This is a genomic window from Roseovarius nitratireducens (genome assembly GCF_002925845.1).
Classification (GTDB): Bacteria; Pseudomonadota; Alphaproteobacteria; order Rhodobacterales; family Rhodobacteraceae; genus Roseovarius; species Roseovarius nitratireducens.
Map to the genome: position 1 here is coordinate 43,893 of NZ_PDNI01000023.1, position 23,545 is coordinate 67,437.

25 protein-coding genes are annotated in these 23,545 nt (G+C 66.8%); 8 read left to right on the plus strand and 17 right to left on the minus strand.

Annotation, left to right across the window (positions count from 1 at the left end; genetic code table 11):
- Positions 1 to 2: 2 nt before the first annotated feature.
- On the minus strand, positions 3 to 290 hold the full coding sequence (gatC, locus tag CRJ03_RS04025; RefSeq protein ID WP_104017629.1) for an Asp-tRNA(Asn)/Glu-tRNA(Gln) amidotransferase subunit GatC: 288 nt from the start codon (positions 288 to 290) through the stop codon (positions 3 to 5).
- Positions 291 to 414: 124 nt separating this feature from the next.
- Between gatC and CRJ03_RS04030 the strand changes: the two genes are divergently transcribed.
- On the plus strand, positions 415 to 1,107 hold the full coding sequence (locus CRJ03_RS04030) for a metal-dependent hydrolase (protein WP_104017630.1): 693 nt from the start codon (positions 415 to 417) through the stop codon (positions 1,105 to 1,107).
- A gap of 54 nt (positions 1,108 to 1,161) precedes the next feature.
- Here CRJ03_RS04030 and CRJ03_RS04035 read toward each other — a convergent pair whose 3' ends face one another.
- On the minus strand, positions 1,162 to 1,971 hold the full coding sequence (locus tag CRJ03_RS04035) for a pseudouridine synthase (protein ID WP_104017716.1): 810 nt from the start codon (positions 1,969 to 1,971) through the stop codon (positions 1,162 to 1,164).
- A 63-nt stretch (positions 1,972 to 2,034) separates the two neighbouring features.
- Here CRJ03_RS04035 and CRJ03_RS04040 point away from each other — a divergent pair, with 63 nt between their 5' ends.
- Positions 2,035 to 2,490, plus strand: a complete 456-nt coding sequence (locus CRJ03_RS04040; protein ID WP_104017631.1) for a nucleoside deaminase — start codon at positions 2,035 to 2,037, stop codon at positions 2,488 to 2,490.
- Here CRJ03_RS04040 and CRJ03_RS04045 read toward each other — a convergent pair.
- The 4 genes from CRJ03_RS04045 to CRJ03_RS04060 form a co-directional block, all read right to left on the minus strand.
- Positions 2,485 to 3,450 (minus strand): LysR family transcriptional regulator, encoded by a 966-nt coding sequence (locus CRJ03_RS04045; RefSeq protein WP_104017632.1) that lies wholly within the window; start codon positions 3,448 to 3,450, stop codon positions 2,485 to 2,487. The two genes, CRJ03_RS04040 and CRJ03_RS04045, sit on opposite strands and share 6 nt — an antisense overlap.
- A gap of 4 nt (positions 3,451 to 3,454) precedes the next feature.
- Positions 3,455 to 4,033: a polyhydroxyalkanoate synthesis repressor PhaR gene (phaR, locus tag CRJ03_RS04050; RefSeq protein WP_104017633.1), complete on the minus strand. Its 579-nt coding sequence runs from the start codon at positions 4,031 to 4,033 to the stop codon at positions 3,455 to 3,457.
- Positions 4,034 to 4,177: 144 nt separating this feature from the next.
- Positions 4,178 to 4,624 (minus strand): phasin family protein, encoded by a 447-nt coding sequence (locus tag CRJ03_RS04055; protein ID WP_104017634.1) that lies wholly within the window; start codon positions 4,622 to 4,624, stop codon positions 4,178 to 4,180.
- Positions 4,625 to 4,756: 132 nt separating this feature from the next.
- Positions 4,757 to 6,565, minus strand: coding sequence for a PHA/PHB synthase family protein (locus tag CRJ03_RS04060; protein ID WP_104017717.1), 1,809 nt, complete (start codon positions 6,563 to 6,565; stop codon positions 4,757 to 4,759).
- Between the two features lie 104 nt (positions 6,566 to 6,669).
- Between CRJ03_RS04060 and phaZ the strand changes: the two genes are divergently transcribed.
- Positions 6,670 to 7,947, plus strand: a complete 1,278-nt coding sequence (phaZ, locus tag CRJ03_RS04065; RefSeq protein ID WP_104017635.1) for a polyhydroxyalkanoate depolymerase — start codon at positions 6,670 to 6,672, stop codon at positions 7,945 to 7,947.
- A 98-nt stretch (positions 7,948 to 8,045) separates the two neighbouring features.
- Here phaZ and mltG read toward each other — a convergent pair whose 3' ends face one another.
- From mltG to fabD, 6 genes are all read right to left on the minus strand, one after another.
- Positions 8,046 to 9,203, minus strand: coding sequence for an endolytic transglycosylase MltG (gene mltG / locus CRJ03_RS04070; RefSeq protein WP_104017636.1), 1,158 nt, complete (start codon positions 9,201 to 9,203; stop codon positions 8,046 to 8,048).
- Entirely contained in the window at positions 9,203 to 10,462 is a 1,260-nt protein-coding gene (gene fabF / locus CRJ03_RS04075) for a beta-ketoacyl-ACP synthase II (protein WP_104017637.1), read from the minus strand. The genes mltG and fabF overlap by 1 nt, the downstream gene beginning before the upstream one ends.
- Before the next feature lie 98 nt (positions 10,463 to 10,560).
- The gene (locus tag CRJ03_RS04080; RefSeq protein ID WP_104017638.1) at positions 10,561 to 11,304 is read right to left on the minus strand and encodes a 1-(5-phosphoribosyl)-5-[(5-phosphoribosylamino)methylideneamino] imidazole-4-carboxamide isomerase; all 744 of its coding nucleotides are present in this window, start codon (positions 11,302 to 11,304) and stop codon (positions 10,561 to 10,563) included.
- 257 nt (positions 11,305 to 11,561) lie between these two features.
- Positions 11,562 to 11,795, minus strand: coding sequence for an acyl carrier protein (locus tag CRJ03_RS04085; protein WP_104017639.1), 234 nt, complete (start codon positions 11,793 to 11,795; stop codon positions 11,562 to 11,564).
- A gap of 241 nt (positions 11,796 to 12,036) precedes the next feature.
- The gene (gene fabG, locus CRJ03_RS04090) at positions 12,037 to 12,774 is read right to left on the minus strand and encodes a 3-oxoacyl-[acyl-carrier-protein] reductase (RefSeq protein WP_104017640.1); all 738 of its coding nucleotides are present in this window, start codon (positions 12,772 to 12,774) and stop codon (positions 12,037 to 12,039) included.
- Positions 12,775 to 12,803: 29 nt separating this feature from the next.
- Positions 12,804 to 13,742 (minus strand): ACP S-malonyltransferase, encoded by a 939-nt coding sequence (fabD, locus tag CRJ03_RS04095; protein ID WP_104017641.1) that lies wholly within the window; start codon positions 13,740 to 13,742, stop codon positions 12,804 to 12,806.
- A 164-nt stretch (positions 13,743 to 13,906) separates the two neighbouring features.
- Between fabD and CRJ03_RS04100 the strand changes: the two genes are divergently transcribed.
- Complete coding sequence (locus tag CRJ03_RS04100) at positions 13,907 to 15,127, plus strand: cytochrome b/b6 domain-containing protein (protein WP_104017642.1); 1,221 nt, start codon at positions 13,907 to 13,909, stop codon at positions 15,125 to 15,127.
- Positions 15,128 to 15,230: 103 nt separating this feature from the next.
- Here CRJ03_RS04100 and CRJ03_RS04105 read toward each other — a convergent pair whose 3' ends face one another.
- A complete protein-coding gene (locus CRJ03_RS04105; RefSeq protein ID WP_104017643.1) occupies positions 15,231 to 15,668 on the minus strand; it encodes a PaaI family thioesterase in 438 nt (145 codons plus the stop codon).
- Between the two features lie 142 nt (positions 15,669 to 15,810).
- On the opposite strand from CRJ03_RS04105, the gene CRJ03_RS04110 reads away from it, so the two are divergent.
- Positions 15,811 to 16,563: a LytTR family DNA-binding domain-containing protein gene (locus CRJ03_RS04110; protein WP_206018293.1), complete on the plus strand. Its 753-nt coding sequence runs from the start codon at positions 15,811 to 15,813 to the stop codon at positions 16,561 to 16,563.
- Between the two features lie 6 nt (positions 16,564 to 16,569).
- Here CRJ03_RS04110 and bhcD read toward each other — a convergent pair whose 3' ends face one another.
- Genes bhcD through bhcA form a run of 4 tightly spaced genes read right to left on the minus strand, consistent with a single transcriptional unit; the run spans position 16,570 to position 20,968 of the window.
- Positions 16,570 to 17,538, minus strand: coding sequence for an iminosuccinate reductase BhcD (bhcD, locus tag CRJ03_RS04115; protein ID WP_500690880.1), 969 nt, complete (start codon positions 17,536 to 17,538; stop codon positions 16,570 to 16,572).
- A 38-nt stretch (positions 17,539 to 17,576) separates the two neighbouring features.
- A complete protein-coding gene (gene bhcC, locus CRJ03_RS04120; RefSeq protein WP_104017646.1) occupies positions 17,577 to 18,740 on the minus strand; it encodes a 3-hydroxy-D-aspartate aldolase BhcC in 1,164 nt (387 codons plus the stop codon).
- A 48-nt stretch (positions 18,741 to 18,788) separates the two neighbouring features.
- A complete protein-coding gene (bhcB, locus tag CRJ03_RS04125) occupies positions 18,789 to 19,763 on the minus strand; it encodes a beta-hydroxyaspartate dehydratase BhcB (RefSeq protein ID WP_104017647.1) in 975 nt (324 codons plus the stop codon).
- A gap of 14 nt (positions 19,764 to 19,777) precedes the next feature.
- The gene (gene bhcA / locus CRJ03_RS04130) at positions 19,778 to 20,968 is read right to left on the minus strand and encodes an L-aspartate--glyoxylate aminotransferase BhcA (protein WP_104017648.1); all 1,191 of its coding nucleotides are present in this window, start codon (positions 20,966 to 20,968) and stop codon (positions 19,778 to 19,780) included.
- 279 nt (positions 20,969 to 21,247) lie between these two features.
- Here bhcA and CRJ03_RS04135 point away from each other — a divergent pair, with 279 nt between their 5' ends.
- The 3 genes from CRJ03_RS04135 (at position 21,248) to CRJ03_RS04145 (ending at position 23,532) form a co-directional block, all read left to right on the plus strand.
- Positions 21,248 to 22,072: an IclR family transcriptional regulator gene (locus CRJ03_RS04135; RefSeq protein ID WP_104017649.1), complete on the plus strand. Its 825-nt coding sequence runs from the start codon at positions 21,248 to 21,250 to the stop codon at positions 22,070 to 22,072.
- Positions 22,073 to 22,187: 115 nt separating this feature from the next.
- On the plus strand, positions 22,188 to 22,532 hold the full coding sequence (gene clpS / locus CRJ03_RS04140) for an ATP-dependent Clp protease adapter ClpS (RefSeq protein ID WP_104017650.1): 345 nt from the start codon (positions 22,188 to 22,190) through the stop codon (positions 22,530 to 22,532).
- Position 22,533: 1 nt separating this feature from the next.
- Complete coding sequence (locus CRJ03_RS04145) at positions 22,534 to 23,532, plus strand: class I SAM-dependent methyltransferase (RefSeq protein WP_104017651.1); 999 nt, start codon at positions 22,534 to 22,536, stop codon at positions 23,530 to 23,532.
- Positions 23,533 to 23,545: the final 13 nt, after the last annotated feature.

The following is a 23,545-nucleotide window of genomic DNA, read 5'->3' on the forward strand; positions in this document are numbered from 1 at the left end:
GCTCACTCCACCACTTTCGGCACGGCAAAGAACCCCTCGCGCGCGTCCGGCGCGTTCGAGAGAACCCGCTCCTGCATCCCGCCCGCGGTCACCTCGTCTGCGCGCCGCTTCAGGCGCATGGGCGTGACGCTCGTCATCGGCTCCACCCCCTCGACATCGACCTCGCCCAACTGCTCGATAAAGCCGAGGATGGTATTGAATTCCTGCGCCAGCGCGGGCAGCGCGTCCTCATCCACGCGAATCCGCGCGAGCTTGGCCACGCGGGCGGCGGTCTCAAGGTCTATCGACATGCGCCTCTCCATGATCGGGTCGGGATGCGTTTACCCGCGCGCGCGGGCAGAGGCAAGCGGTGGCCCCTTTCCTTGCGGCCCATGCCTGCTAATCTCTTCCCGACCAACAGCGAAGGAGACCCCCATGCGCATCACCTGGCTCGGACACAGCTCTTTCCGCATCGAGATCGCGGGGCAGGTCCTGCTCGTCGATCCGTGGCTCGACGGCAATCCGATGCTGCCCGAGGACCAACACGAGACGGCCACCGCGGGCGCCACTCATATCCTCGTCACCCACGCCCATTTCGACCATATCAACGGCCTCTTGCCGCTCGCCAAGCGTCTTGGCGTGCCGGTGGTGGGACAGTTCGACCTGATGTCGCACTGGGCCGAGGCCGAAAAGATCGAAACCGTGGGCTTCAACAAGGGCGGCACCGTCGATCTCGGCGGCGTTGCCGTGACGATGGTCCACGCCACCCATTCCACCTCCATCGCCACGCCCGACGGCCCGCAAGTGACGGGCAGCGAATGCGGCTACATGATCGAGGGCGAGGGCCACGTGATCTACGTCTCGGGCGACACCGACGTGATGGCCGACATGAAGGTCTTCAACGATCTGCACGCCCCCGATATCGGCATCCTCTGCGCGGGCGGGCATTTCACGATGGACATGGCGCGCGCGGCCTACGCGGCGAAAACCTTCTTCGATTTCAATACGGTGATCCCCTGCCATTACCGCACCTTCCCGCTGCTCGAACAATCCGCGGAGGCGCTCGTCGAGGCGCTGCCGGGCGTCGACGTGATCGAGCCGCAGGTGATGGAGGCGATAGAACTCTGAGCGCGGTGTGGGGGCCAGCCCCCACACCCCCGGGATACTTGCGGCAAGATGAAATCAGGAGCGCGGGCGGCGGCTGCGCTGCGGTTTCGGTTTGGCCTTCGATTTGGGCTTGGCGTCCTTGCCGTCGTCCTCGTCCTTCAGCCCCAACTGATCGCGGAGCACGCGGGGGCGGATTTCCTCCACCGTGCCGGGCTTGAGATTGCCGAGCTGGAAGGGGCCGTAAGAGAGCCGGATCAGCCGGTTGACGATCAGTCCCACCGCCTCCATCGCGCGGCGCACCTCGCGGTTGCGGCCCTCGCGAATCGATACCGTCACCCAGGCGTTGGCACCCTTCTGACGGTCGAGCGTCACGGTCATGGGCTGGAACCGCTCGCCCCCGAGCGTGAGCCCCTGCCGCAGCGGCTCGAACGTGGCATCGTCGGGCGTGCCGTTGACGCGCACGCGGTAGCGGCGCAGCCAGCCGGTCGAGGGCAGCTCCATTCGCCGCTTGAGCGCGCCGTCATTGGTCAACAATAGCAGCCCCTCGGAATTGAGGTCGAGTCGGCCCACGCTCATCACCCGGGGCATGTCCTCGGGCAGGTCGTCGTAGATGGTGGCACGGCCCTGCTCGTCGCTCGTCGTGGTCACGCGGCCACGCGGCTTGTGGTAGAGCCACAGCCGTGGCGGCTCTGGCGCGTCGAGCGCGCGGCCATCCACGGTCACGCGGTCAGCGGGTGTGACATTGAGCGCGGCGCGGGTGATCTTCTGCCCGTTTACCGTGACACGTCCCGCCTCGATCAGGCGCTCGGCCTCGCGGCGGCTGGCGCGGCCTGCGCGGGCGATGACCTTGGCGATGCGTTCGCCCTTGGGGGTGTTGCTGTCCATGCCCGCGCGCATAGCGCAAAGCCGGGGCTTGCGAAAGGGACATGCGCACGCCACAAGCGGCGCATGGTGTCCCAGGGTCACATGCAGGCCGCGCTTGCCGAGGCGCGGGCCGCCGCCGGGCGCGGCGAGGTGCCGGTTGGCGCGGTGGTCGTGGCGCCCTCGGGCGCGGTGGTGGCGCGCGCAGGCAACCGCACCCGCGAGCTCAATGACCCCACGGCGCATGCCGAAATCCTCGCCATCCGCATGGCCTGCGCCGCGGTCGGGTCCGAGCGGCTGCCGGGCCACGCGCTCTACGTCACGCTGGAGCCCTGCGCCATGTGCGCCGCCGCTGTCGCCGCCGCGCGGATCGCGCGGCTGTGCTACGGCGCGGATGATCCGAAATCGGGCGGGGTGGCGCACGGTGCGCGGGTGTTCGCGCATCCGCAATGCCACCACGTGCCGGAGGTCTATGACGGCATCGGTGCCATCGAGGCCGAAACGCTGCTCACCAGCTTCTTTGCCGCGCGGCGCGGCTCATAGGATCGTCACCCCGTCGGCAAGGAACGGGTGCGCCGCGATGGCCGGGGCGACAATGGTTTCGGACAGCACCGGCTTGAGCCGCGCGGCCAGAGTCTCGGGCATGTCCTGCAGTATCCCCTTGCGCGCGGTGACGGCGATGGTGCGCGTCAGCGGTGCCAGCGGCAGCTCCATCACGTCGATCTGATCGGCGAATCGCCGCGCCCGCATCAGCGCCAGCGGCGTCAGGATCGACCAGCCCGTGCCCTGCCCCACCAGCGCCAGGATCGAGTGATAGCTGTCGAGCTCAAACCGGTAGGGCAGGTTTAGGTTCTCGCGCGCCAGATGCGCCGAAATGAGCCGTCCCATGTAATGGCGCTGCGTATACTGGATGAGCGGCAGCCATTTTAGCTGGCGCAGGATATCGCGGTCCGGCCGGATCGCGCCACGCGGCGCCACCACGACAAAGCGCTCGCGCAGCACCGGGTGCACCTCGGTCCAGTCCGCGCCATCGCCAAGCTGCGCCGACACGATGATGTCGAGCGCGCGCGCATCGAGCTGATCGTAGAGGTAATGGCTCGCGCCCGTCTCCAGCAGGAACTGGCAGCCCTTCAACTCGCCCGCCATGTGGGTCAGAAGCTGCGGCGTCACGTCCGCCTCCAGATCCTCGATCATGCCGAGCCGGAACCGCGTGAGCGTGGTGAGATGCGACATCGCCAGCTCTGCCCGCGCCTGCGCCGCCTCGTTCAGGATCGCCTGCGCGCGACGGTGCATGATCTCGCCCGCGGGCGTGAGGCGGATGGGCCGGGCGTTGCGTTGCAACAGCGTGGCGCCCACCGCGCCTTCGAGGTTGGTCAATTGCTGGCTCACCGCCGAGGGGCTTGCCCCCAGCCGCCGCGCGGCGGCAGAGATAGACCGCTCATCGGCGGCGGCCATGAATACCTCGATACCCCAGAGCGTGATCCGGCCGCTTTTCTCGACCATCGTGTTACTTGTCGAGCTTGGACAGCTTGTCCTGCAACTCGGCAAGCTGCTTGCGGATCGTGTCGAGATCGTCGTCCGCGCGGTCGGTCTTGCCGGTGTTGTCGTTGTCGTCCCGGCTCGTGCCCGGCCCGGTGCCGCCCAGCCCGCCAAGACCGCCGGTCATCGCCTTGACGAAGGCCTCCTGCTGCTTGCGCATCGCCTCCATCCCCGGCATCGTGGCGAGCGGATTGGCCTTGGTCATGTTCTCAAGCATCTTGGACTGCCCGTCGCGCAGCATTTCGAAACTGGCGGCCAGGAATTCCGGCACCACGCTGGTGGCCTGCGTTGTATAACTGCGCACCAGGTCGTTGAGCACGTTGATGGGCAGCACGCTCTCGCCGCGGCTCTCGTGCTCGGCGACGATCTGAAGCAGGTATTGCCGCGTGAGATCGTCACCGGATTTCAGGTCGATGATCTGGACCTCGCGCCCCTCGCGGATAAAGCCGGCGATATCCTCGAGCGTCACGTAATCAGAGGTCTCGGTATTGTAGAGACGCCGGCTCGCGTAGCGTTTTATCAGGAGCGGTTTATTCGTATCGGCCAAGGGGGATCCTCCCGCGGAATGCAGCGCTGCGGCAAACCTTAGACGCAGGCGCAGCAAAATGAAAGGGCGAGCCTTTCGGCTCGCCCGGCAAAAGCGCGTCCCGCTTGGGAGGGGATGAGACGCGTCCTGCTGTTCGCTCGCGCCTTACTTGGACGTGGCGGCTTTCTTGGTGGCGGCGGTCACGTCGTCGCTGGCCTTCTTGACGGCGGCAGCGGCGTCTTCCTGCATGGTCTTGCCCGAGGCGAGCAGCAGTTCGACGGTTTCCATCTGCACCTTCTTGGCCACTTCGGCGAAGGCAGCCATGTGCTCGGCGGCGACTTCGGCATTGGCCGACGCGAAATCGGTCATGGCCTTGGCGTAGTCGGCGGGCTCGGTCTTGGCTTTCGACATCTCGTTAAGCTTGGAGAGCGTCTCCTTGGTCCACTTGTTGGAGATCTCGGTCGACTTCTCGGCAGCCGACAGGGCAACGCCCGACAGCTTCTCGTTCAGGGCCGCCTGGCTCTTGAACGCATCTTCCATGGCCTTGGAGTCAACGGGAAAGTTGCCCATGACGTCTTTGAACATCGCGGTGAAATCAGTGGTCTTGGTCATTGTCTCGTCCTTTCGGTTACAGCGGGGGGGCCGCTTCTTTGCTACTGACAGGAATATACTTGCTGCACTGCAGCATTTCAAGTTTTTTCTGCACTGCAGCAAAGAAATTCGCGAAAGGCGCCTCGCGCCGCGTCAGGTGGTCGCCTTCTTGCGCACGTAGGTGCCGGGCGCAGGGGCAAGCGGCGGGTGCTCGGCGTCGCCAGGCTCGCGCGCCGGGACCATCTTGCCCGATCGTTTCTTCAGCCACGCCTCCCAGCGCGGCCACCACGATCCATCGTGCCGCGTGGCGCCCGCCATCCACTCGTCCGCCGTGCCGCTCAGGTCGTCATTGGTGTAATGGCCGTATTTCTTCTTGGCGGGCGGGTTGACGATCCCGGCGATATGGCCCGATTCCGAGACGATAAAGGTGCGGTTCTTCGATCCGGTCTGCTGAAAACCGCGATAGCAATCCTTCCACGCAGCGATGTGGTCGGTCTCGCAGGTCACGGACATCAGCGGGATTTTCACGTCGCGGATATGCAGCCGCTCGCCGCACAGCTCGAATCCGTCCTCGACGAATTCGTTGCGCTGGCACAGGCCCCGCAGGTACTGCATCGTCATCCGGCCCGGCAGGTTGGCCCCGTCGCCGTTCCAGTAGAGCAGATCAAACGCGGGCGGCGCCTCGCCCATCATGTATTTGCGCACCGCGGGCTGATAGATCAGGTCGCGCGAGCGCAGGAACGACATGGTCCGCCCCATGATGAACGAGCGCAGTACACCCTGCGCGGTCACCTCCGCATCGATCCCGTCGATGAAATCGTCCTGCAGGAACGGGGTGAATTCCCCCTGCTCGGCAAAATCCGTGAGCGCGGTAAAGAACGTGGCCGATTTCACCGACTTGTCGCCGCGCTTGGCCATCAGCGCCAGCGCGAGGTGTAGCGTGGTCCCCGCGATGCAGTAGCCCACGGCGTTGACCTGTTTCTCGCCGGTGATCGCCTTGATCTCGCGGATCGCGGTCAGGTACCCCTCCTCGATATACTCCTCGAGGCCCACCTCGGCATGGCTGGCATCCGCGTTGACCCAGCTCACCACGAACAACGTATAGCCCTGCTCGGTGATCCACCGGATCAGGCTGTTCTCGGGCTTGAGATCCATGATGTAGAACTTGTTGATCCACGGCGGAAAGATCACCAGCGGCGTGGCGTGGACCTCCTCGGTCGCGGGCGCGTACTGGATCAGCTCCATCATCCGGTTGCGATAGACCACCTCGCCCGGCGTGGTGGCGATGTTCTCGCCCAGTTCGAACGCCTTGTCGTCGGCCAGCCGCACAACCATCTCGCCATCGTTGGCCTCCAGGTCGGCGATCAGGTTCTCCAGCCCCTTCACCAGGCTCTCGCCCTCGGTCGCCAGCGCGCGTTCCAGCGCGTCGGGGTTGGTGCCGAGGAAATTGGTCGGCGACATCAAGTCGATTATCTGGTGCGCGAAATAACCGAGCCGCTTGCGTTCCTTCTCCGGCAGGTTCTCGTCGATCTCCGCAAGCGCCTTCTCGATCGCCTGCGTGTTGAGCGTGTATTGCCGCTTGACGTATTTGAAATACGGATGGCTGTCCCACAGCGGGTTGGCGAACCGCTTGTCCCCGGCGAGCGGGTCGGGCGCATCCTCCGCCTCGTCCTCGTCACCGCCGCGCAGCATCGTCTGCTGCGCGTCGAGGAAATGGTGCACGGACTTGCCCCAGTATTCGAGCTGCTGCTCATAGAGCTTGCCGGGATTCTCCAGCATCTCGGCCCAGTAGGACGTCGCGGCCGTGGTGAAAAGCTCCTGCGACGGGGTGTTCAGCGTGGGATTCGCGGGGTTTCGGGCGGCCAGTGCCTGGATCAACCGCTGCGACAACTGTTCGACCTTCGCAAGATTTTCGTTGAGTTTCTCGATGTTTGCGCCTGCGACATCGTCTTGCGTTGTCATTTTGAACATTTCCCCTTAACAATTTCTGCCATGCAGCATACCGTTTCGCAAATGCGAAGCTGCCCGCGTCGATCGCCCTCAGCTTCCCGCGAAAGGAGAAGACAATGCGCCAGATGTCCACCTACGACCTGATGGAATCTTTCCGCAACGCCAATCAATGGTTTGGTGCCTCCGCCCTCTCCTTCGCATCCTATCCGCTTTTCAGCATGTTGCCAAACCCCGCCTTTCAATGGATGTCGGCATGGGGACAGGTCACCGAACGCACCTTCGAGCGCATGGTGGCCAAGCCCGACTGGGGCATCCGCACCTTCACCTGCGAGGACGGAAGGGACCACCTCGTCAACATCGAAACGGTGGTGTCGCGCCCGTTTGGCGATCTCATCCATTTCAACGTCTCGGGCCGCGCCGAACAGCCGCGCAAGGTGCTCTTGGTGGCGCCCATGTCTGGCCACTACGCCACGCTGCTGCGCTCGACCGTCAAATCGCTGATCGTCAATTGCGAGGTCTATGTCACCGACTGGCATAATGCGCGCGACATCCCGGTGTCCGAGGGAAAGTTCGATGTCGAGGACTACACGCTCTACCTTGTCGATTTCATGAAGGAGCTGGGCCCCGAGATCAACGTGATCGCGGTCTGCCAGCCCGCCCCGCTGGCGCTCGCCGCCACCGCCTACCTCGCCGAGATCGAGCCCGAGGCACAGCCACGCACCCTGACGCTCATCGGCGGGCCGGTCGATCCCGACGCCGCCGCCACCGACGTCACCGATTTCGGCCGCCGCGTGACCATGGGCCAGCTCGAAGAGCTGATGATCCAGCGCGTCGGCTTCCTCCACAAGGGCGTCGGGCGGCTGGTGTATCCGGGCCTTTTGCAACTCGCCTCCTTCATCTCCATGAACTCAGAGCGCCACGCCCAGGCCTTCACCGACCAGATCCTGCGCGTGGCGCAGGGCGATGCCAGCGACAACGACCCCCATAACCGCTTCTACGACGAGTATCTCTCGGTGATGGACATGACCGCTGAATTCTACCTGTCCACCGTCGAGCGCATCTTCAAGGGGTTGGAGATCGCGCAGAACCGGTTCACCGTGAACGGCCACCACGTCGATATCGGCAAGATCACCGATGTCGCGGTCAAGACCGTCGAGGGCGGCAAGGACGATATCTCGGCCCCCGGCCAGTGCGTCGCCGCGCTCGATCTGTGCACCGGGCTGCCCGACAGCATGAAAGCCAGCTACCTCGAACCCGAAGCCGGCCATTACGGCATTTTCGCGGGCCGCTCCTGGCGCAACAACATCCGCCCGCTGGTGCTCGAATTCATCGACGCCAACGCCGGACGCCACCAGGCCACCAAGCCCGCCAACCGCAACACCGCCGCTGGCTGAACGGGGACGAATACGCCCGACACACGGGCATCGGTCACGGCAAACACGCGCCCTCTGCGCGACACGCGCCGCGCGTTCCGGCACTCCCCTTTGATAAGCTAGTTCTCCGTGCGCTCGGCCTCGATCTCGCGCCAGCGGGCGACGTTGCGGTTATGCTCGGCCAGCGTCTCGGCAAAGGCGTGACCGCCGCTGCCATCGGCGACGAAATAGGCGTATTCGGTGTCTGCCGGGTTGACCGCTGCCTCGATGCTGGCGCGGCCGGGATTGGCGATCGGCGTGGGTGGCAACCCGTCGATCACGTAGGTGTTCCAAGGCGTCTCGCCGCGCAGCTCGCTCTGCCGGATGCCACGTCCCAGCACGCCGCGGCCTTCGGTAATGCCGTAAATCACCGTCGGGTCGGTCTGCAATCGCATCCCCCGCCGCAGCCGGTTGACAAATACGCTCGCCACGCGGCCCCGCTCATCCGCGACCGCGGTCTCCTTCTCGATGATCGACGCGAGGATCAGCGCCTCCTCGGCGCTCTCCAGCGGCAGCCCGTCGGCGCGTCCCTCCCACGCGGCGGCAAGGATCGCCTCCTGCGCCTGCGTCATTCGCGCGATCACTCTTTCGCGCGTGTCGCCCGCGCTCACCTCGTAACTGTCCGGGGCCAGGCTGCCCTCGGTCGGCACCTCCGCCACCTCGCCCGTCAGCACGTCCACGGCTTTCAGCCCTTCCACCGCCTGCCAGCTCGTGATGCCCTCGGCAAAGGTAATCCGATAGCGGGTATCGGCGCGGTCGCGCATGGTCACGTATATCTCGGGGAGGGCCTCCTCCTGCGCCGGATCGAAGCGTGCACGCTCGACGAATTCGGCGGTCGCCGGGTCGAGTACGCGCACCAGCGTCTCGGTATCCGTCACGCCGATGCGCCAGACCACCTCGGTTCCGCAGGTGCTCGCCCCGCCCCGGGTTACAAGGTCGGTAATCTCGGCCATGCTCGCACCCTCGGGGATGAGCCAGCTTCCGGCCTTCAGGTCGTCCTCGCGCCCCGCGTAATCGGCGCCCACGCGAAAGATCGTGCCGCTTGTCACCGCGCCCTCGGACTCGAGGTCGCGCGACACGCCGCGCATGGTGGTGCCGGGCGGTACGCGCAGGCAGATCGCATCTTTCAGGGGTCCGGTCGCGGTGTATTGCGACTGTCCCCACAGAATGATCCCCCCCAGCAGGAACACCATCACCACCAGCAGTGTCAGCAAGTTCGAAGCGATGTGGCGCCACATCAGCGCGGTTTCCCCACCAGCAGCGCGGCATTGGTGCCGCCAAAGCCAAAGCTGTTGGACAGCGCCACGTCGATCCGGCGCTCGCGCTTGGCATTGGGAGCCAGATCAATCGGTGTCGCCGCCGCCGGATTGTCGAGGTTGATCGTCGGCGGGGCCACCTGATCACGCACCGCGAGAATCGAGAAGATCGCCTCGATCGCGCCCGCCGCGCCAAGCAGATGGCCGGTGGCGGATTTCGTCGAGCTCATCGTGGCCTTGCCCGCCGCGTCGCCCAATAGCGTCTCGACCGCCTTCAATTCGATCGTGTCAGCCATGGTCGAGGTGCCGTGCGCGTTGACGTAATCCACCGCCGCAGGCTCCAGCCCGGCATTGCGCAACGCCGCGCGCATGGCACGCAGGCCGCCGTCGCCATCCTCCGACGGCGCGGTGATGTGATAGGCATCGCCCGACAGACCATAGCCCAGGATCTCGGCATAGATCTTGGCACCGCGCGCCTTGGCGTGCTCGTATTCCTCGACCACGACGGCCCCCGCACCCTCGCCCATGACAAAGCCATCGCGCTCGGCATCATACGGGCGGCTCGCGGCCTTGGGGTCGTCCGCCCGCTTGGTCGAGAGCGCCTTGCAAGCGTTGAACCCGGCGATCCCGATCTCGCAGATCGCCGCCTCGGCCCCGCCCGCCACCATCACGTCGGCATCGCCGAACATGATGAGCCGCGCGGCGTCGCCGATGGCATGGGCACCGGTGGCGCAGGCGGTCACGACCGAGTGGTTGGGCCCCCTGAAGCCGTAGCGGATGCTGATCTGCCCGGAGATGAGGTTGATCAGCGCGCCGGGAATGAAGAAGGGAGAGACCCGCCGCACCCCCTTGTCGCGGATGATGAGCGTGGTCTCCTCGATCGAGCGCAGCCCGCCGATCCCAGACCCCATCATCACGCCGGTACGCTCGAGGCTTTCAACATCCTCCGGCGTCCAGCCCGCATCCTCAACCGCCTGCTGCGCGGCGGCCATGCCAAAGAGGATGAAGTGATCGACCTTGCGCCGCTCCTTGGCCTCCATGTAGCGGTCAGGATCGAACGTGCCGTCGCTGCCATCGCCATAGGGCACTTCGCAGGCATACTTGGTAAGCACGTTCGCCGGGTCGAACCGGGTGATCGTCCCCGCGCCCGACTGACCGTCCAGAAGACGGCTCCAGCTTTCCTCGACCCCATCGGCGAGCGGGGTCACAAGCCCCAGCCCCGTGACAACGACACGCCGCATGATGCTGACCTTTCACTGCTTCACTTCCCGCCGCTCTTACCCCGGCTTGGGGCGGCGGGGCAAGGGCGCGGGCGCGCGCCCGCGCCCGGTTCGCGGCGTCAGAGAAACTCGGCGGTCGGCTCGGCGGTCGGCCGCGCAAGCGCCAGCACCTCGCCCAGATCGATATCGCGCGCCATCAGCGCGCGACCGATCAGCGTGCCGGATATGTTGGGAATATACTTGAGCCGCGCCACGTCATCGACGCTGCGCACGGTGCCGCGCGCGATCACCGGGTGACGCGTTCTGGACGCGAGGCCGGAAATCACCCCGAGACTGCCATCGCTGTCCTCGATATCGGCGTCGATATCGGTGATCAGGATCGCGGCCAGCGGCGCGTTGTCGAAAGCGGCGATGAAATCCTCGGCGCTGATCGCGCACGGGCTTTGCCAACCATGCGTCATGAGCTGCCCCTGGAAGACATCCACCGCCACCACGATTTGATCGGGGTGATACTTGGCCAGTTCGCGCACGCAATCTGGGTCCTGCACCGCCAGCGTGCCGACCACGATCCGCCCCGCGCCGCGGTCGATCCAGCCGGTCACCGAGTCGCGCGTGCGAAACCCGCCGCCAAGCTGAACGGGGATACCGGCGGCGCGGATGATCTCCTCGATCAGCGCGTTGTTGGCGTCGCCGCCCTTCAGCCCCTCCATGTCCGTCAGGTGCATCCATTCGGCCCCCGCCCGCGCGAATCCGCGCGCGGTCTCGACCGGGTCGACATGCCACAGCACGGGCTCGTCGAGCCGCCCGCGCGTGAGGCTCACGCATTTGCCGTCCATGAGTTCCAGAGTCGGATAGATGATCATTGCCGAAGTCCTCAAAGCAGTGACCGGCAGACATACCGGGTCAGGCATTTCATAGCCCGTTTCGCCCGCGCGCCGCTGGTCTCATACCGGCATGATAGCACCATTTCCCGCCGTGCGCGCACCCTGCGGCTTCACCTTGCCCGAAATATTCCGGGGGAGTCGCGCCCACGGCGCGACGGGGGCAGCGCCCCCTGTCCGAAACGCGAAAGGCCCCGCCATCCGGCAGGGCCCCCAGGCGCGCCGCAAGCGGCTATGGTTCAGGACGCTTCGGTGATGAATTTCACCGCGTCGCCGACCGTCTGAATGGTGTCGGCCGCGTCGTCGGGGATCTCGATGCCGAATTCCTCTTCGAACGCCATCACCAGTTCGACCGTGTCGAGACTGTCTGCGCCCAGATCGTCGATGAAGGACGCCTTGTCCACGACCTTGTCTTCCTCGACGCCCAGATGTTCCACCACGATCTTCTTCACGCGGTCAGCGATATCGCTCATGTCTCGTTCCTCATTCTGTGTCGGGCGTCTCCGCCCCTTGGTCTGCCCCAGCCCCCTCGGGGATGGCTGTCGATGATGCCCGTCGCGGGCGGCGCTGCCTGCCGGTGCGATCCATTGGGGATGCGGTCAGGCCACCGGGGGAAACCGCGCCTCCTCCGGAAAAGCTGCGTGGCCTATAGCACAGGTGAGGGCAATGGCAAATGATTTCACCGCACCCGGCAAAGGCGAAAAATCGCCCGGCTCAGATCATCGCCAGCCCGCCATTGACGTGCAGCACCGTGCCGGTGACATAGCCCGCCCCCGGGCTCGCGAGGTAGAGCGCGGCTGTGGCGACCTCCTCGGGCGTGCCCATGCGCCCGGCCGGGATCTTGGCAAAAAGCGCGGCCTTCTGATCGTCGGTGAGCTTGTCGGTCATCGGCGTCGCGATGAAGCCCGGCGACACCACGTTGGCGGTGATGCCGCGGGTGGCCACCTCGTGGGCGATCGACTTGGTCATGCCCTCCAGCCCCGCCTTGGCAGCGGAATAGTTCACTTGGCCCGGGTTGCCGATCGACCCCACGACCGAGCCGATATTGACGATCCGGCCCCAGCGCGCCTTCATCATCGGGCGCACGGCGGCCCGGCACAGCCGCATCGCCGAGGTAAGGTTGACGTTCAGCACCTCGGACCAGTCATCGTCCGACATCCGCATGAACAGTTGATCACGGGTGATCCCGGCATTGTTCACCAGGATGTCGAGGCTGCCCATCTCGGCAATGGCCTGCTTGGGCAGCGCCTCGACCGCTTCCGCATCGCCGAGGTTGCACGGCAGCACATGCGCGCGCGCTCCCAGCTCTTCGGCCAGCGCCTCGAGCGGGGCCGTGCGCGTGCCCGACAGCCCCACACTGGCCCCCGCCCCGTGCAGCGCCCGCGCGATGGCGGCCCCGATACCGCCCGACGCGCCGGTGATGAGCGCGGATTTTCCCGTCAGATCGAACATGATGACCTCTCCAAACTGTGATGCGCGGCTCAGCCGAGCGACGCGGCGGCGTCCTGCGCCTCTGCAGGCGTGGCGATGGCGCGGCAGGCGATGGCGCGGTCGATGCGACGCACCATACCCGACAGCGCCTTGCCCGCACCGATCTCCCAAATCCCGGTCACACCCGCGCCGCCCATGAATTGCACCGATTCGCGCCAGCGCACAGAGCCGGTGACCTGCTCGACCAGCAGCGCGCGGATTTCCGCCGGGTCGGTGACCGCGCGGGCCCGCACATTGGCCACCAGCGGCACGGCGGGGGCGGTGATCTCGACCTCGGCCAGCGCGGCGGCCATCACGTCGGCAGCGGGCTGCATCAGCGCACAATGAAACGGCGCGCTCACCGGCAATAGCACCGCGCGCTTCGCGCCTCTGGCCTTGGCGATCTCCACCGCGCGTTCCACCGCCGCCTTGTGGCCAGAGACCACCACCTGCCCCGGGTCGTTGTCGTTGGCAGCCTGGCAGACCTCGCCCTGCGCCGCCTCCTCGGCCACCGCGCGCGCGGTGTCGAAATCGAGACCCAGAAGGGCGGCCATCGCGCCCACGCCCACCGGCACCGCCTCCTGCATGGCGCGACCCCGGATGCGCAACAGCCGCGCGCAATCGGCCACGCCCAGCGCGCCCGCGGCGGCGAGCGCGGAATATTCCCCCAGCGAATGCCCGGCGACGAAGGTGGCGGCACCGGGCGTCACCCCCTCGGCCTCGAGCGCGCGCATCGCGGCGAGCGAGGTGGCCATCAGCGCGGGCTGCGCGTTCTGCGTGAGCGTCAGCGCGTCCTGCTCACCCTCCCAGACCAGCGCCGACAGCTTCTCTCCCAGCGCCTCGTCCACCTCGTCGAACACGGCCCGCGCCGCCGGATAGGCAGCGGCGAGATCGCGCCCCATGCCGATCACCTGTGCGCCCTGCCCCGGAAATACGAATGCCAGGCTCATCTGTTCACCTCCCCGTGAAAAATCGCCCCCCGATACATCGCCGCGCCGCGCGTGGCAACGCCAAAGCCCGCGCGTGCCCAGCCGCACGCAACCTGTGCGCAGGCGGCGATGGACGGGGGCACGGCGATCGCTAGATTGGCGCGCAACCGCAAGAGGATCACCCCATGCCGATCGCCAGTTCCGCCACCACATACGGCGCCATCACCAAGTCTTTTCACTGGCTGACGGCGCTGTTGATCCTCACCAACCTGCCGCTGGGCTGGTTTGCCGCGCAGATAGCCGAAGAAATCGCCACGACAGGCGGCACCGAGGCACAGGTGGCGCGCGCCGCGCTCCTCTTCTCGATCCACAAGACCACTGGCGTCACCGTCTTCTTCGTGGCGCTGGCGCGCATCCTCTGGGCGCTGACCCAGACCAAGCCGGGGCTGCTGAACGGCCACCGCCCGCTAGAGGCATGGGCCGCCGAGACGGCCCACTGGCTGCTCTACGGCTCGCTCGTCGCGGTGCCACTATCGGGCTGGGTGTATCACGCGGCCACCACGGGCTTCGCGCCGATCTGGTGGCCGTTCGGACAGAACCTGCCCTTCGTACCCAAATCCGAAGCGGTCTCGGAAATCGCTGCCACGCTGCACTTTCTGTTCATCCTCGTGCTCGCAGCGGCGCTCGCCGCGCATGTGGCAGGCGCGCTCAAGCATCACCTCGTCGATGGCGACGCCACGCTGCGCCGGATGCTGCCCGGGGACATCTCGGCCCAGCCCACCGCGCACCAGCCCGGGCACACGCTGCCGCTGGTCGCCGCGCTCGCGGTCTGGGCCGGCGTTGTGGGCGGCGCAGGTGCCCTCGGCTGGTTCGAGAAACCCGGCGTCGGCGCTGCCCCCGCGCTCGCCGCCGTGGAAAGCGACTGGCAGGTACAGGAGGGCAGCCTCGAAATCGCGATCCGGCAGATGGGATCGCAGGTCACGGGCAGCTTCGCCGAGTGGACCGCCGATATCGCCTATGCCGAGACCGCCGATGCCGAGGGCCGCCACGGCACCGCAGAGGTTGTGGTGGCGATCCCGTCGCTCACACTCGGCTCGGTGACCAAACAGGCGATGGGCCGCGATTTCTTCAACGCCGACGCGCACCCCACCGCCACCTTCGCCGCCGATCTCGTAGCCCAGGGCGACGGCCACGTCGCGCGCGGCACGCTCACCATCAAGGGCCAGACCGTACCGGTCGAGATGCCGTTCACCCTCGATATCGAGGATGACACCGCCCGCGCCTCGGGGGGGCTGATTGTGGACCGGCGCGATTTCGGGATCGGCGAGGGCGCGCAGGACCCGGGACAGCTTGGCTTCGAGGTGGAGGTATCGTTCGACCTCGTGGCACAGCGCGCCGATGGCTGAGCGCCATCCCGGATCAGGGCGTTCACGCGCCGCCAGCCCGCCCCGTCGCACCAAAGGCACCGGGTTCGACGGACGCGCCCCCTCTCCGGGCCAATCCCCCGTCTCACGGCGCGAGCGGGATCATCGTCCCCATCAGCCGCGCGACATGCGCCTCGCGCCCGTCCTCCAGCGCGTGGATATCCGCCTCCACGATCACCAGCCTCCGCCCCGGGCGCAGCACCCGCCCCTCGGCCACCAGCAACTCGCCCTTCGCCGGCGCGAGCAGGTGAATCTTCATCTCCGTGGTCAGCACCTCGTAGCCCTCGGGCATCACGCTCAGCGCGGCATAGCCCGCTGCGCTGTCGCCGATGGCAAAGCTCAGCCCGGCATGGGCGAAACCGTGCTGCTGACGGCTGCCCGGCAGGATCGGCGCCTCGATCCGCACCCGCCCCGGGCCCACATCCACCAACCGCGCGCCCAGCGTCGCCATCATCGCCTGCGCGGCAAAGCTCTCGTGGATGCGCGTCGCCACCTGCGGAGAGAGCGCGGCGTCCTTTTTCATGATCTTCTCCCGTTCAGAACTGCATCCTTGCGACCATTCGCCCCCAACGCAAGCTTGGCCTCGTGAAATTCGCCTGCTAGATACACGCTATGCACGAACTGCCAAAGGTATCGAGTTGATCTGGTCCGAGTTCCAACGGCACATGTCCGAGGTTGCCGCCGCCTTTACCTCCCGCATCACGATCTCGATCTGGCTGATCGGCTGCCTCGTGGCGGTGGTGGCGGGGCCGTTCGGGACTTTCCAGACCATGGGATTCGGGCTGCGGCTGGTCTACTGGGGCACGATCGTCACCTCCGGCCTCGTCATCGGCGCAGTCGTGAGCGCGGCCTTCCTGACCGTCTGCCGAGGCTGGCATCCGCTCTGGATCGACCTCAAGGCATCGCTCGTCATCACGACCCTGCTCGCGCCGCTCATCTACATGCTGCGCGCGGGGCTAGATCCGGTGCTCACCCAGGCCGATCTCGCCATCACCTCGATCTGGATCAACACCGGGATTTTCGTCGCGCCGATCTTCTTCCTGCGGCGGCAACTGACCGGGGTCGATCGCGCGCCCGACCCGCCGCGCCCGCGCCTGATGCGCCGCCTCCCCGAATCCTTGCAAGAGGCCAGCGTGCTGCGCCTGACGGGTCGCGATCATACCGTCGAGGTGGTCACCGATCATGGTGCCACCACGCTGCGCCTGCGCCTGTCGGACGCCATCGACGAGATGGAGCCGGTCGACGGGATGTGCACCCACCGCTCGCATTGGGTGGCCCGCGCGGCAGTCACCGGCCATACGACCGAGGGGGGCAAGCTCCACGTCACGCTCGCCAATGGCGACCGCGTGCCTGTAAGCCGCAAGTATCGCCCCCGGCTCGAAGAGCTGTGCCTCGTGCCGGGGCAAGACGGCGCCTGAACCGCCTCAGCCCAGCCGCACGACCTCTCCCAGCCCCCGCTCGCGCGCCAGCCTTGCGGCGACCGACGCCACGGCCAGGTCCTGCAAGCCGACACCGGTGCCGTCGAACAGCGTGATCGCATCCTGCGAATCGCGCCCGGCATGATCGCCGTTGATGACCGCGCCGACAGGCGTGATGTCGCCCTCGCCGATCAGCCCCTGCGCCACCGCGTGCTGCACCTCGCCGATGCTCACCGATTGCGCCACCTCGTCGGTAAAGACGCGGGCGCGGGCCAGTAGCGCGGGGTCCACCTCCTGCTTGCCCTTGGTGTCGGTGCCCATGCAGGCGATATGCGTGCCGGGCCGGATCCAGTCCGCCATGATGAGCGGCTCAAACGCGCTGGTGATGGTGATGATGACATCCGCCTGCGCGCCCAGCTCCTCCGGGCTCACCCCCTCGAACGCCAGGCCCAGCTCATCGGCCACCGCCTGAAGACGCGGCAGCATCTCGGGATGCGGGTTCCACGCCACCACCTTCTCGAAATCGCGCTGCTCGGCGGCGGCGCGCAACTGGAAGGTGGATTGATGCCCCGCGCCGACCATGCCCAGCACGCGCGCATCCCTGCGCGCCAGGTGCGCGATCGACACCGACGAGGACGCCGCAGTGCGCAGCGCGGTGAGGTAATTGCCCCCCACCAGCGCCGACAGCCGCCCGGTATCGGGATCGAACAGGCACACCGTGGATTGGTGGTTGGTCAGCCCCTTCGCTGCATTGCCCGGCCAATAGCCCCCGGCCTTTAGGCCAAGCACCAACCCGGCCCGGTCAAACCCGCTCTTGAACCCATAGAGCGCATCCGCGTGCCCGATCGCCTCGCGCACCACGGGAAAGTTATAGGCGTCCCCGCGCGCCATCGCGGCAAAGACCTGCTCCACCGCCGCAAACGCATCGGCGCGGCTGATGACCTGCTCGCAGATATCCTCTCCAACGATGACGATGCCCTGGGTCTCGATCTGGCTGTCCATCATGCCGCCCCTCAATACGCGCGGCCACGGGCCGAGACCGGCCAGACGGTTTCCACCTTGCCGGCGCGCACGCCCACGTACCAGTCATGGACATTGCAGGTCGGGTCGCAATGGCCGGGCACCAGCCGCAGCTTGTCGTTGACCTTCAGCACGCCCTGCGGGTCCGCCACCACGCCATGCTCGTCCGAGCACTTGACGTATTCGACGTCCGTGCGGCCAAAGATCACCGGCAATCCGCTGTCCACGGACTGCGCCTTGAGCCCCGCATCGACGATGGCCTTGTCCGCCTTGGCATGGCTCATGACGCTCGTCAGGATGAACAGCGCGTTCTCCCACTCGCCCTGGTCGATGCGGTTGCCGTCCTTGTCCAGGATGCGGCCATAATCGGCATCCATAAAGGCATAAGAGCCGCATTGAAGCTCGTTATAGACGCCCGAGGTGCCCTCGAAATAATAGCTGCCGGTGCCGCCGCCGCCGACGATGTCGCACTCCAGCCCCTCGGCCTTCAGCCCCTCGACGGCATCGCGCACCTGCGCGACGGCAACGTCGATCTTCGCCTTGCGGTCCTCGTACTTGTCCATGTGCTGCATCGCGCCCTGGTAGGCCTGCAACCCGGCAAATTTCAGCCCCGGCGCGGCGTCGATGGCCTTGGCAATTTCCACCACCTCGGGTGTCGTGGTCACCCCGCAACGCCCGGCGCCGCAGTCGATTTCCACCAGGCACTCGATCTCGGTGCCGTGCTTTTGCGCCGCCGCCGACAGGTCGGCCACGTTGGCCAGGTCGTCCACGCAGCAGATCGTGCGCGCGCCCAGTTTGGGCATCCGCGCCAGCCGGTCGATCTTGGCCGCGTCGCGCACCTGGTTGGAGACCAGCACATCCTTGATCCCGCCGCGGGCGAATACCTCCGCCTCGCTGACCTTCTGGCAGCAGACGCCGCAGGCCCCGCCAAGGCTTTCCTGTAGCTTCGCCACGTCCACCGATTTGTGCATCTTGCCATGCACCCGGTGCCGCACGCCATGCGCGCGGGCCCAGTCGCCCATCTTCTTGATGTTGCGTTCCAGCGCGTCCAGATCGAGCACGAGGCACGGCGTCTGGATGTCGGCCTCACTCATGCCCGGCAGGGCGGGGATGTCATAGCCCACTTCGAAATCGTCGAGATTGATCGCGTCTTTCATTGGTATCCTCCGGTTATGCTTGTGGCCCGGGCCGCGCCCGGCCTCCGCTCACTTGATCCACGGCAGGCGGTCGAGATCGACATTGCCGCCGGTGATGATGACGCCCACGCGACGGCCCGCGAATACCTCGCGGTTCTTCAGGACCGTCGCCAGCGGCACCGCGCTGCTTGCCTCCATCACGATCTTCATCCGCGCCCATGTCAGTTTCATCGCGTCCACGATCTCGTCCTCGCTCGCTGTCAGGATGTCGGTGACGTGACGGCTCACGAAATGCCAGGTGTTGTCCTTCAGCGGCACCTTCAGCCCGTCGGCCACCGTATCCGGCGCGTCATCGGCGATGATGTGCCCGGCCTTGAAGCTGCGCGCGGCATCGTCCGCCTGCTCCGGCTCGGCGGCATATATCTGCACATCGGGCGCAAGGTTCGACAGCGTCAGGCAGCAGCCCGACACCATGCCGCCGCCACCGATGGGCGCGATCACCGCGTCCAGCCCCTCGACCTGCTCGATCAGCTCGGCCGAACACGTCGCCTGCCCAGCGATCACCCGCGGGTCGTTATAGGGATGCACGAATTCCGCCCCGGTCGCCGCCTGCACCTCGGCAAACACCGCCTCGCGGCTCGTGGTCGAGGGCTCGCATTCGGTGATGACCCCGCCGTACCCCCGCACCGCGTCCTTCTTGGCCTGCGGCGCCGTGCGCGGCATCACCACGTGACACGGGATACCCCGCCGCCCGGCGGCATAGCTCAGGCTCAGCGCGTGGTTGCCGCTCGAATGCGTCGCCACCCCGCGCGCGGCCTGCGCGTCGTCGAGGCCAAACACCGCGTTCGACGCACCGCGCACCTTGAACGCGCCCGCCTTCTGGAAATTCTCGCACTTGAAGTAGAGTTCCGCCCCGGTCAGCTCGTTGAGGAACGACGACGTCAGCACCGGCGTGCGGTGGATATAGGGCGCGATCCGCTCGCGCGCGGCCATCACATCGTCGATCGTCAGATCGGCGGCGGTGCGCTCCTTGTGGTCCAGCATGTCGGTCTCCTTTTTCAAGCGGCCCGCGAGCGCTGCGCGCCTGCGGTCGCACGGTAATGCGCCTGCGCGGCCGCCACCCCGCTGCCCAGCGTGATCGGATAGTCCAGGTCGGCCATCGCCATCTCGATCGTGGCCAGCCCCGACAGCACCATCGCATCCGTCAGGCTGCCCAGGTGGCCGATGCGAAAGGCGCGACCGTTCATTTCGCCCAGACCGATGCCAAAGCTCATCCCGTAGGTGGCAAAAGCGTGGTTCACCAGCGCGTTGCTGTCAAATCCATCGGGCACGTAGATGGCGCTCACCGTATCCGAATAGAGATCGGGCGATTGCGCCACGAGCCGCAGCCCCCAGGCCGCTACCGCGCGCCGCACCCCCTCGGCCAGCCGGGTGTGGCGGGCATAGACATTCTCCAGCCCCTCCTCGAACAGCATCTTCAGGCTTTCATCCATGCCAAAGATCAACTGCAAGGGCGGCGTGTAGGGAAAACCGCCGCTGGCATAAGCCCCCAGCATGTCGCGGAAATCGAAATAGGTGCGCGGCAGCGTCGCGCTCTCCACGGCCTTCAGCGCCTTGGCGCTCACCGCCACGATGGCCATGCCGGTCATCAGCATGAACCCCTTTTGCGAGCCCGACACGGCCAGGTCCACGCCCCAACCGTCCATCTCGAACGGCATCGAGGCCAATGAACTCACGCAATCCACCATCAACAGCGCCGGGTGCTCTGCCCCGTCCATCGCCGCGCGCACGGCAGCGATATCGGATTTGACGCCGGTCGCGGTCTCGTTATGGGTGACCAGCACGGCCTTGATCTCGTGGCCTTCGTCCGCGCGCAGCGCCTCGGCAAAGCGCTCGGCAGGCGCGCCGCTGCCCCACGGGCACTCGATGATCCGCACGTCCAGCCCGTGGCGCTGGCACATGTCGATCCAGCGATGGCTGAACATGCCGTAGCGCGCCACCAGCACCGTGTCGCCGGGGCTCAGCGTGTTGGTGATCGCGGCTTCCCAGCCGCCGGTGCCCGAGGCGGGAAAGATCACGATCTCTCCATCCTGCGTGCCGAACACCCGCTTGCAGCCCTCGCGCACGGGGGCCAGCGCCGCCGCGAAGGCGGGCGAGCGGTGGTCCATCGTCTGCACCTGCATGGCGCGGCGCAGCCGGTCGGGGATGTTGGTCGGGCCGGGAATGAAAACCGGGTTCTGGTCTGACATGGCACTGTCCTCCTAGCGATACGCCATCATGGCGCGAAGGGTGCCGAATTGCAATTTTTCTGAAAAACTTTTTCATTTACGTTGGAAAATTTGTAACTAGCTGAATTCAAAAAGCTTTGAATTTTCCAACTCCACAAATAGGAAAGCTCTTGGAAATATTTTTCATTATTCCTATGCTCATCACGAACGCGACGACAAGCCGAGAACAGTCATGAACCTCAAGGCCAACGAACGTATCTCGTCTGCGCGGAATCGAGGCGTGCTTGCACGCCGCCGCCCATGACCAAATCCCCCCGCCCCCGCGGCCGCCCCCGCTCGGCCTTCACCGACAAGAGCACCGGCACGCTTCAGGCGCTCGACCGCGCGCTCGGCCTGCTCGCCGAGGTGGCCCGCCGCGACGGCGCGAGCCTGACCGACCTCGCCCGCGCGCTCGACATTCCGCCTGCCACCACCCACCGCATCCTGACCACCCTCCAGGGGCGCGATTTCGTCCGCTTCGACGAAGAGCGGCAGGACTGGTCCGTGGGGCTGGAGGCCTACCGCACCGGCGTCGCCTACCTCAAGCGCGCGGGTCTCGCCGACATGGGCCGCCCGGTGATGCGGCGACTGATGGAGGAAACCGGCGAGACCGCCAACCTCGCCGTGCCCGACGGCTCCGAGGTGGTATTCATCGGCCAGATCGAGACCGGCAACCCGATCCGCGCCTTCTTTCCGCCCGGCTCGCGCACGCCGATGCACGCCTCGGGCACCGGCAAGGCGATCCTCGCCGCCCTCCCCGAGGATCGCCGCGCCCGCCTGCTGCCCACCACCGGGCTCACCGGCTTTACCGCGCGCACCCATGTCAGCCTCGCCAGCCTCATGGCCGATCTCGACGCCACCCGCGCGCGCGGATGGTCCTTCGACCGCGACGAGCGCTACGAGGGCATGTCCTGCATCGGCGCCGCCATCCTCGACGGGCGCGGCGAGCCCTGCGCCGGCATCTCGATCTCGGGGCCGTCCTCGCGCTTTTCCGACGACCGGCTCCCCGCCTTCGGCGCGGCGGTCACCGCGGCAGCGGACGAACTTACCGCGCTCATCGCCGGACGCAGCACTTCGGCGAATTGATCCGCGCGGGCGCACCCCCCTTTTCTCGGGGCCGCCATCAGTTATATAGAAGGGCCGAGGCGCGAATGCCTCCGATACGCAACCGACCCAACCCTTACGGCCAAGAGCGCGCAGCATGTCAGCACACGTCCCGATCACCACCATGACCGGTTCCGACGACGACGACCCCGACAGCGCGGTCGTCACCAAGACCCGTGCCAAGACCAAACGCCCGCCGCTCTACAAGGTGCTGCTGCTCAACGATGATTACACGCCAATGGAATTCGTCGTCGCGGTGCTCGAACGGTTCTTCGGCATGTCCCACGCGCAGGCGTTCGAGATCATGCTCACCGTCCACAAGAAGGGGGTGGCCGTCGTTGGCGTGTTCAGCCACGAGATCGCAGAAACCAAGGTCGCGCAGGTGATGGATTTCGCCCGCCGCCACCAGCACCCGCTGCAATGCACAATGGAAAAGGAATAGCGTGGGCCTCGCCACCCGCCTGACGCTTGCCCTCGGGGGCGGCCATGTCACCCTGCCGGGCGCCGGACGCATCGCCGTGTTCGGGCCGCGCGCGGGCGCGGACCTCTCCGCCCTGCCGCACGACCGGGTGCAGGTCATCACCACGCTGCGCCCCGATTTCGACCATTTCAGCGCGCAGGGGTTCGACCGCGCCACCGCGCCCTCGGGCCGCTACGCCGCCGCCCTCGTCTGCATGCCCCGCGCCCGGGCGCTGGCGCAGGCCATGGTGGCGCAGGCCGCCGCCTGCACCGACGGGCCGGTGATCATCGACGGGGACAAGACCGACGGGATCGAATCGATGCTGCGCGCCCTGCGCGCGCACGCTCGCGCCACCCCCGGCGCGCCGCTCTCCAAGGCCCACGGCAAGCTCTTCACCCTCGCCCCCGGCGCCGACCTCGCCGACTGGCAGCCCGAAGGGCCGCGCCGAATCGAGGGCGGGTTCATCACCGCGCCGGGCAGCTTCTCCGCCGACGGGATCGACCCGGGCTCGCGCGCGCTGGCCGACACCCTGCCCGCCACCCTCGGGGCCCGCGTGATCGACCTCGGGGCTGGCTGGGGCTACCTCTCAGCCCGCGCGCTCTCGCGCGACAGCATCGAGCATCTCGACCTCGTCGAGGCTGACCACGACGCGCTCGACTGCGCGCGCACCAACATCACCGATGCGCGCGCGCATTTCCACTGGGCCGACGCCACCGCGTGGCGCCCCGACACGCCCGCCAACACCGTGATCATGAATCCGCCCTTCCACACCGGGCGCAACGCCGACCCCGGCATCGGGCGCGCCTTCATCGCCGCCGCCGCAATGATGCTGAAACCGGCGGGCGCGCTGTGGCTCGTGGCCAACCGCCACCTGCCCTACGAGACCACGCTCGCGCAGCATTTCAAACGCGTCGAAGAGGCGGCAGGCGACACCCGCTTCAAGATCCTCCACGCCTCCCACCCCTCTCGCCAGCGGCGCTGAAATAACCTAGTCT

Bases quoted from the DNA above. Each gene is read 5' to 3' on its own strand.
- CRJ03_RS04055 (WP_104017634.1), bottom strand. From the start codon at position 4,624: ATGACCAAGACCACTGATTTCACCGCGATGTTCAAAGACGTCATGGGC.
- CRJ03_RS04135 (WP_104017649.1), top strand. From the start codon at position 21,248: ATGACCAAATCCCCCCGCCCCCGCGGCCGCCCCCGCTCGGCCTTCACC.
- CRJ03_RS04045 (WP_104017632.1), bottom strand. From the start codon at position 3,450: ATGGTCGAGAAAAGCGGCCGGATCACGCTCTGGGGTATCGAGGTATTC.
- CRJ03_RS04080 (WP_104017638.1), bottom strand. From the start codon at position 11,304: ATGATCATCTATCCGACTCTGGAACTCATGGACGGCAAATGCGTGAGC.
- CRJ03_RS04030 (WP_104017630.1), top strand. From the start codon at position 415: ATGCGCATCACCTGGCTCGGACACAGCTCTTTCCGCATCGAGATCGCG.
- mltG (WP_104017636.1), bottom strand. From the start codon at position 9,203: ATGTGGCGCCACATCGCTTCGAACTTGCTGACACTGCTGGTGGTGATG.
- CRJ03_RS04035 (WP_104017716.1), bottom strand. From the start codon at position 1,971: ATGGACAGCAACACCCCCAAGGGCGAACGCATCGCCAAGGTCATCGCC.
- fabF (WP_104017637.1), bottom strand. From the start codon at position 10,462: ATGCGGCGTGTCGTTGTCACGGGGCTGGGGCTTGTGACCCCGCTCGCC.
- fabG (WP_104017640.1), bottom strand. From the start codon at position 12,774: ATGTTCGATCTGACGGGAAAATCCGCGCTCATCACCGGCGCGTCGGGC.
- clpS (WP_104017650.1), top strand. From the start codon at position 22,188: ATGTCAGCACACGTCCCGATCACCACCATGACCGGTTCCGACGACGAC.
- fabD (WP_104017641.1), bottom strand. From the start codon at position 13,742: ATGAGCCTGGCATTCGTATTTCCGGGGCAGGGCGCACAGGTGATCGGC.
- phaZ (WP_104017635.1), top strand. From the start codon at position 6,670: ATGCGCCAGATGTCCACCTACGACCTGATGGAATCTTTCCGCAACGCC.
- CRJ03_RS04100 (WP_104017642.1), top strand. From the start codon at position 13,907: ATGCCGATCGCCAGTTCCGCCACCACATACGGCGCCATCACCAAGTCT.
- CRJ03_RS04040 (WP_104017631.1), top strand. From the start codon at position 2,035: ATGGTGTCCCAGGGTCACATGCAGGCCGCGCTTGCCGAGGCGCGGGCC.
- bhcA (WP_104017648.1), bottom strand. From the start codon at position 20,968: ATGTCAGACCAGAACCCGGTTTTCATTCCCGGCCCGACCAACATCCCC.
- CRJ03_RS04105 (WP_104017643.1), bottom strand. From the start codon at position 15,668: ATGAAAAAGGACGCCGCGCTCTCTCCGCAGGTGGCGACGCGCATCCAC.
- gatC (WP_104017629.1), bottom strand. From the start codon at position 290: ATGTCGATAGACCTTGAGACCGCCGCCCGCGTGGCCAAGCTCGCGCGG.
- CRJ03_RS04110 (WP_206018293.1), top strand. From the start codon at position 15,811: ATGTCCGAGGTTGCCGCCGCCTTTACCTCCCGCATCACGATCTCGATC.
- bhcC (WP_104017646.1), bottom strand. From the start codon at position 18,740: ATGAAAGACGCGATCAATCTCGACGATTTCGAAGTGGGCTATGACATC.
- bhcB (WP_104017647.1), bottom strand. From the start codon at position 19,763: ATGCTGGACCACAAGGAGCGCACCGCCGCCGATCTGACGATCGACGAT.
- CRJ03_RS04085 (WP_104017639.1), bottom strand. From the start codon at position 11,795: ATGAGCGATATCGCTGACCGCGTGAAGAAGATCGTGGTGGAACATCTG.
- CRJ03_RS04060 (WP_104017717.1), bottom strand. From the start codon at position 6,565: ATGACAACGCAAGACGATGTCGCAGGCGCAAACATCGAGAAACTCAAC.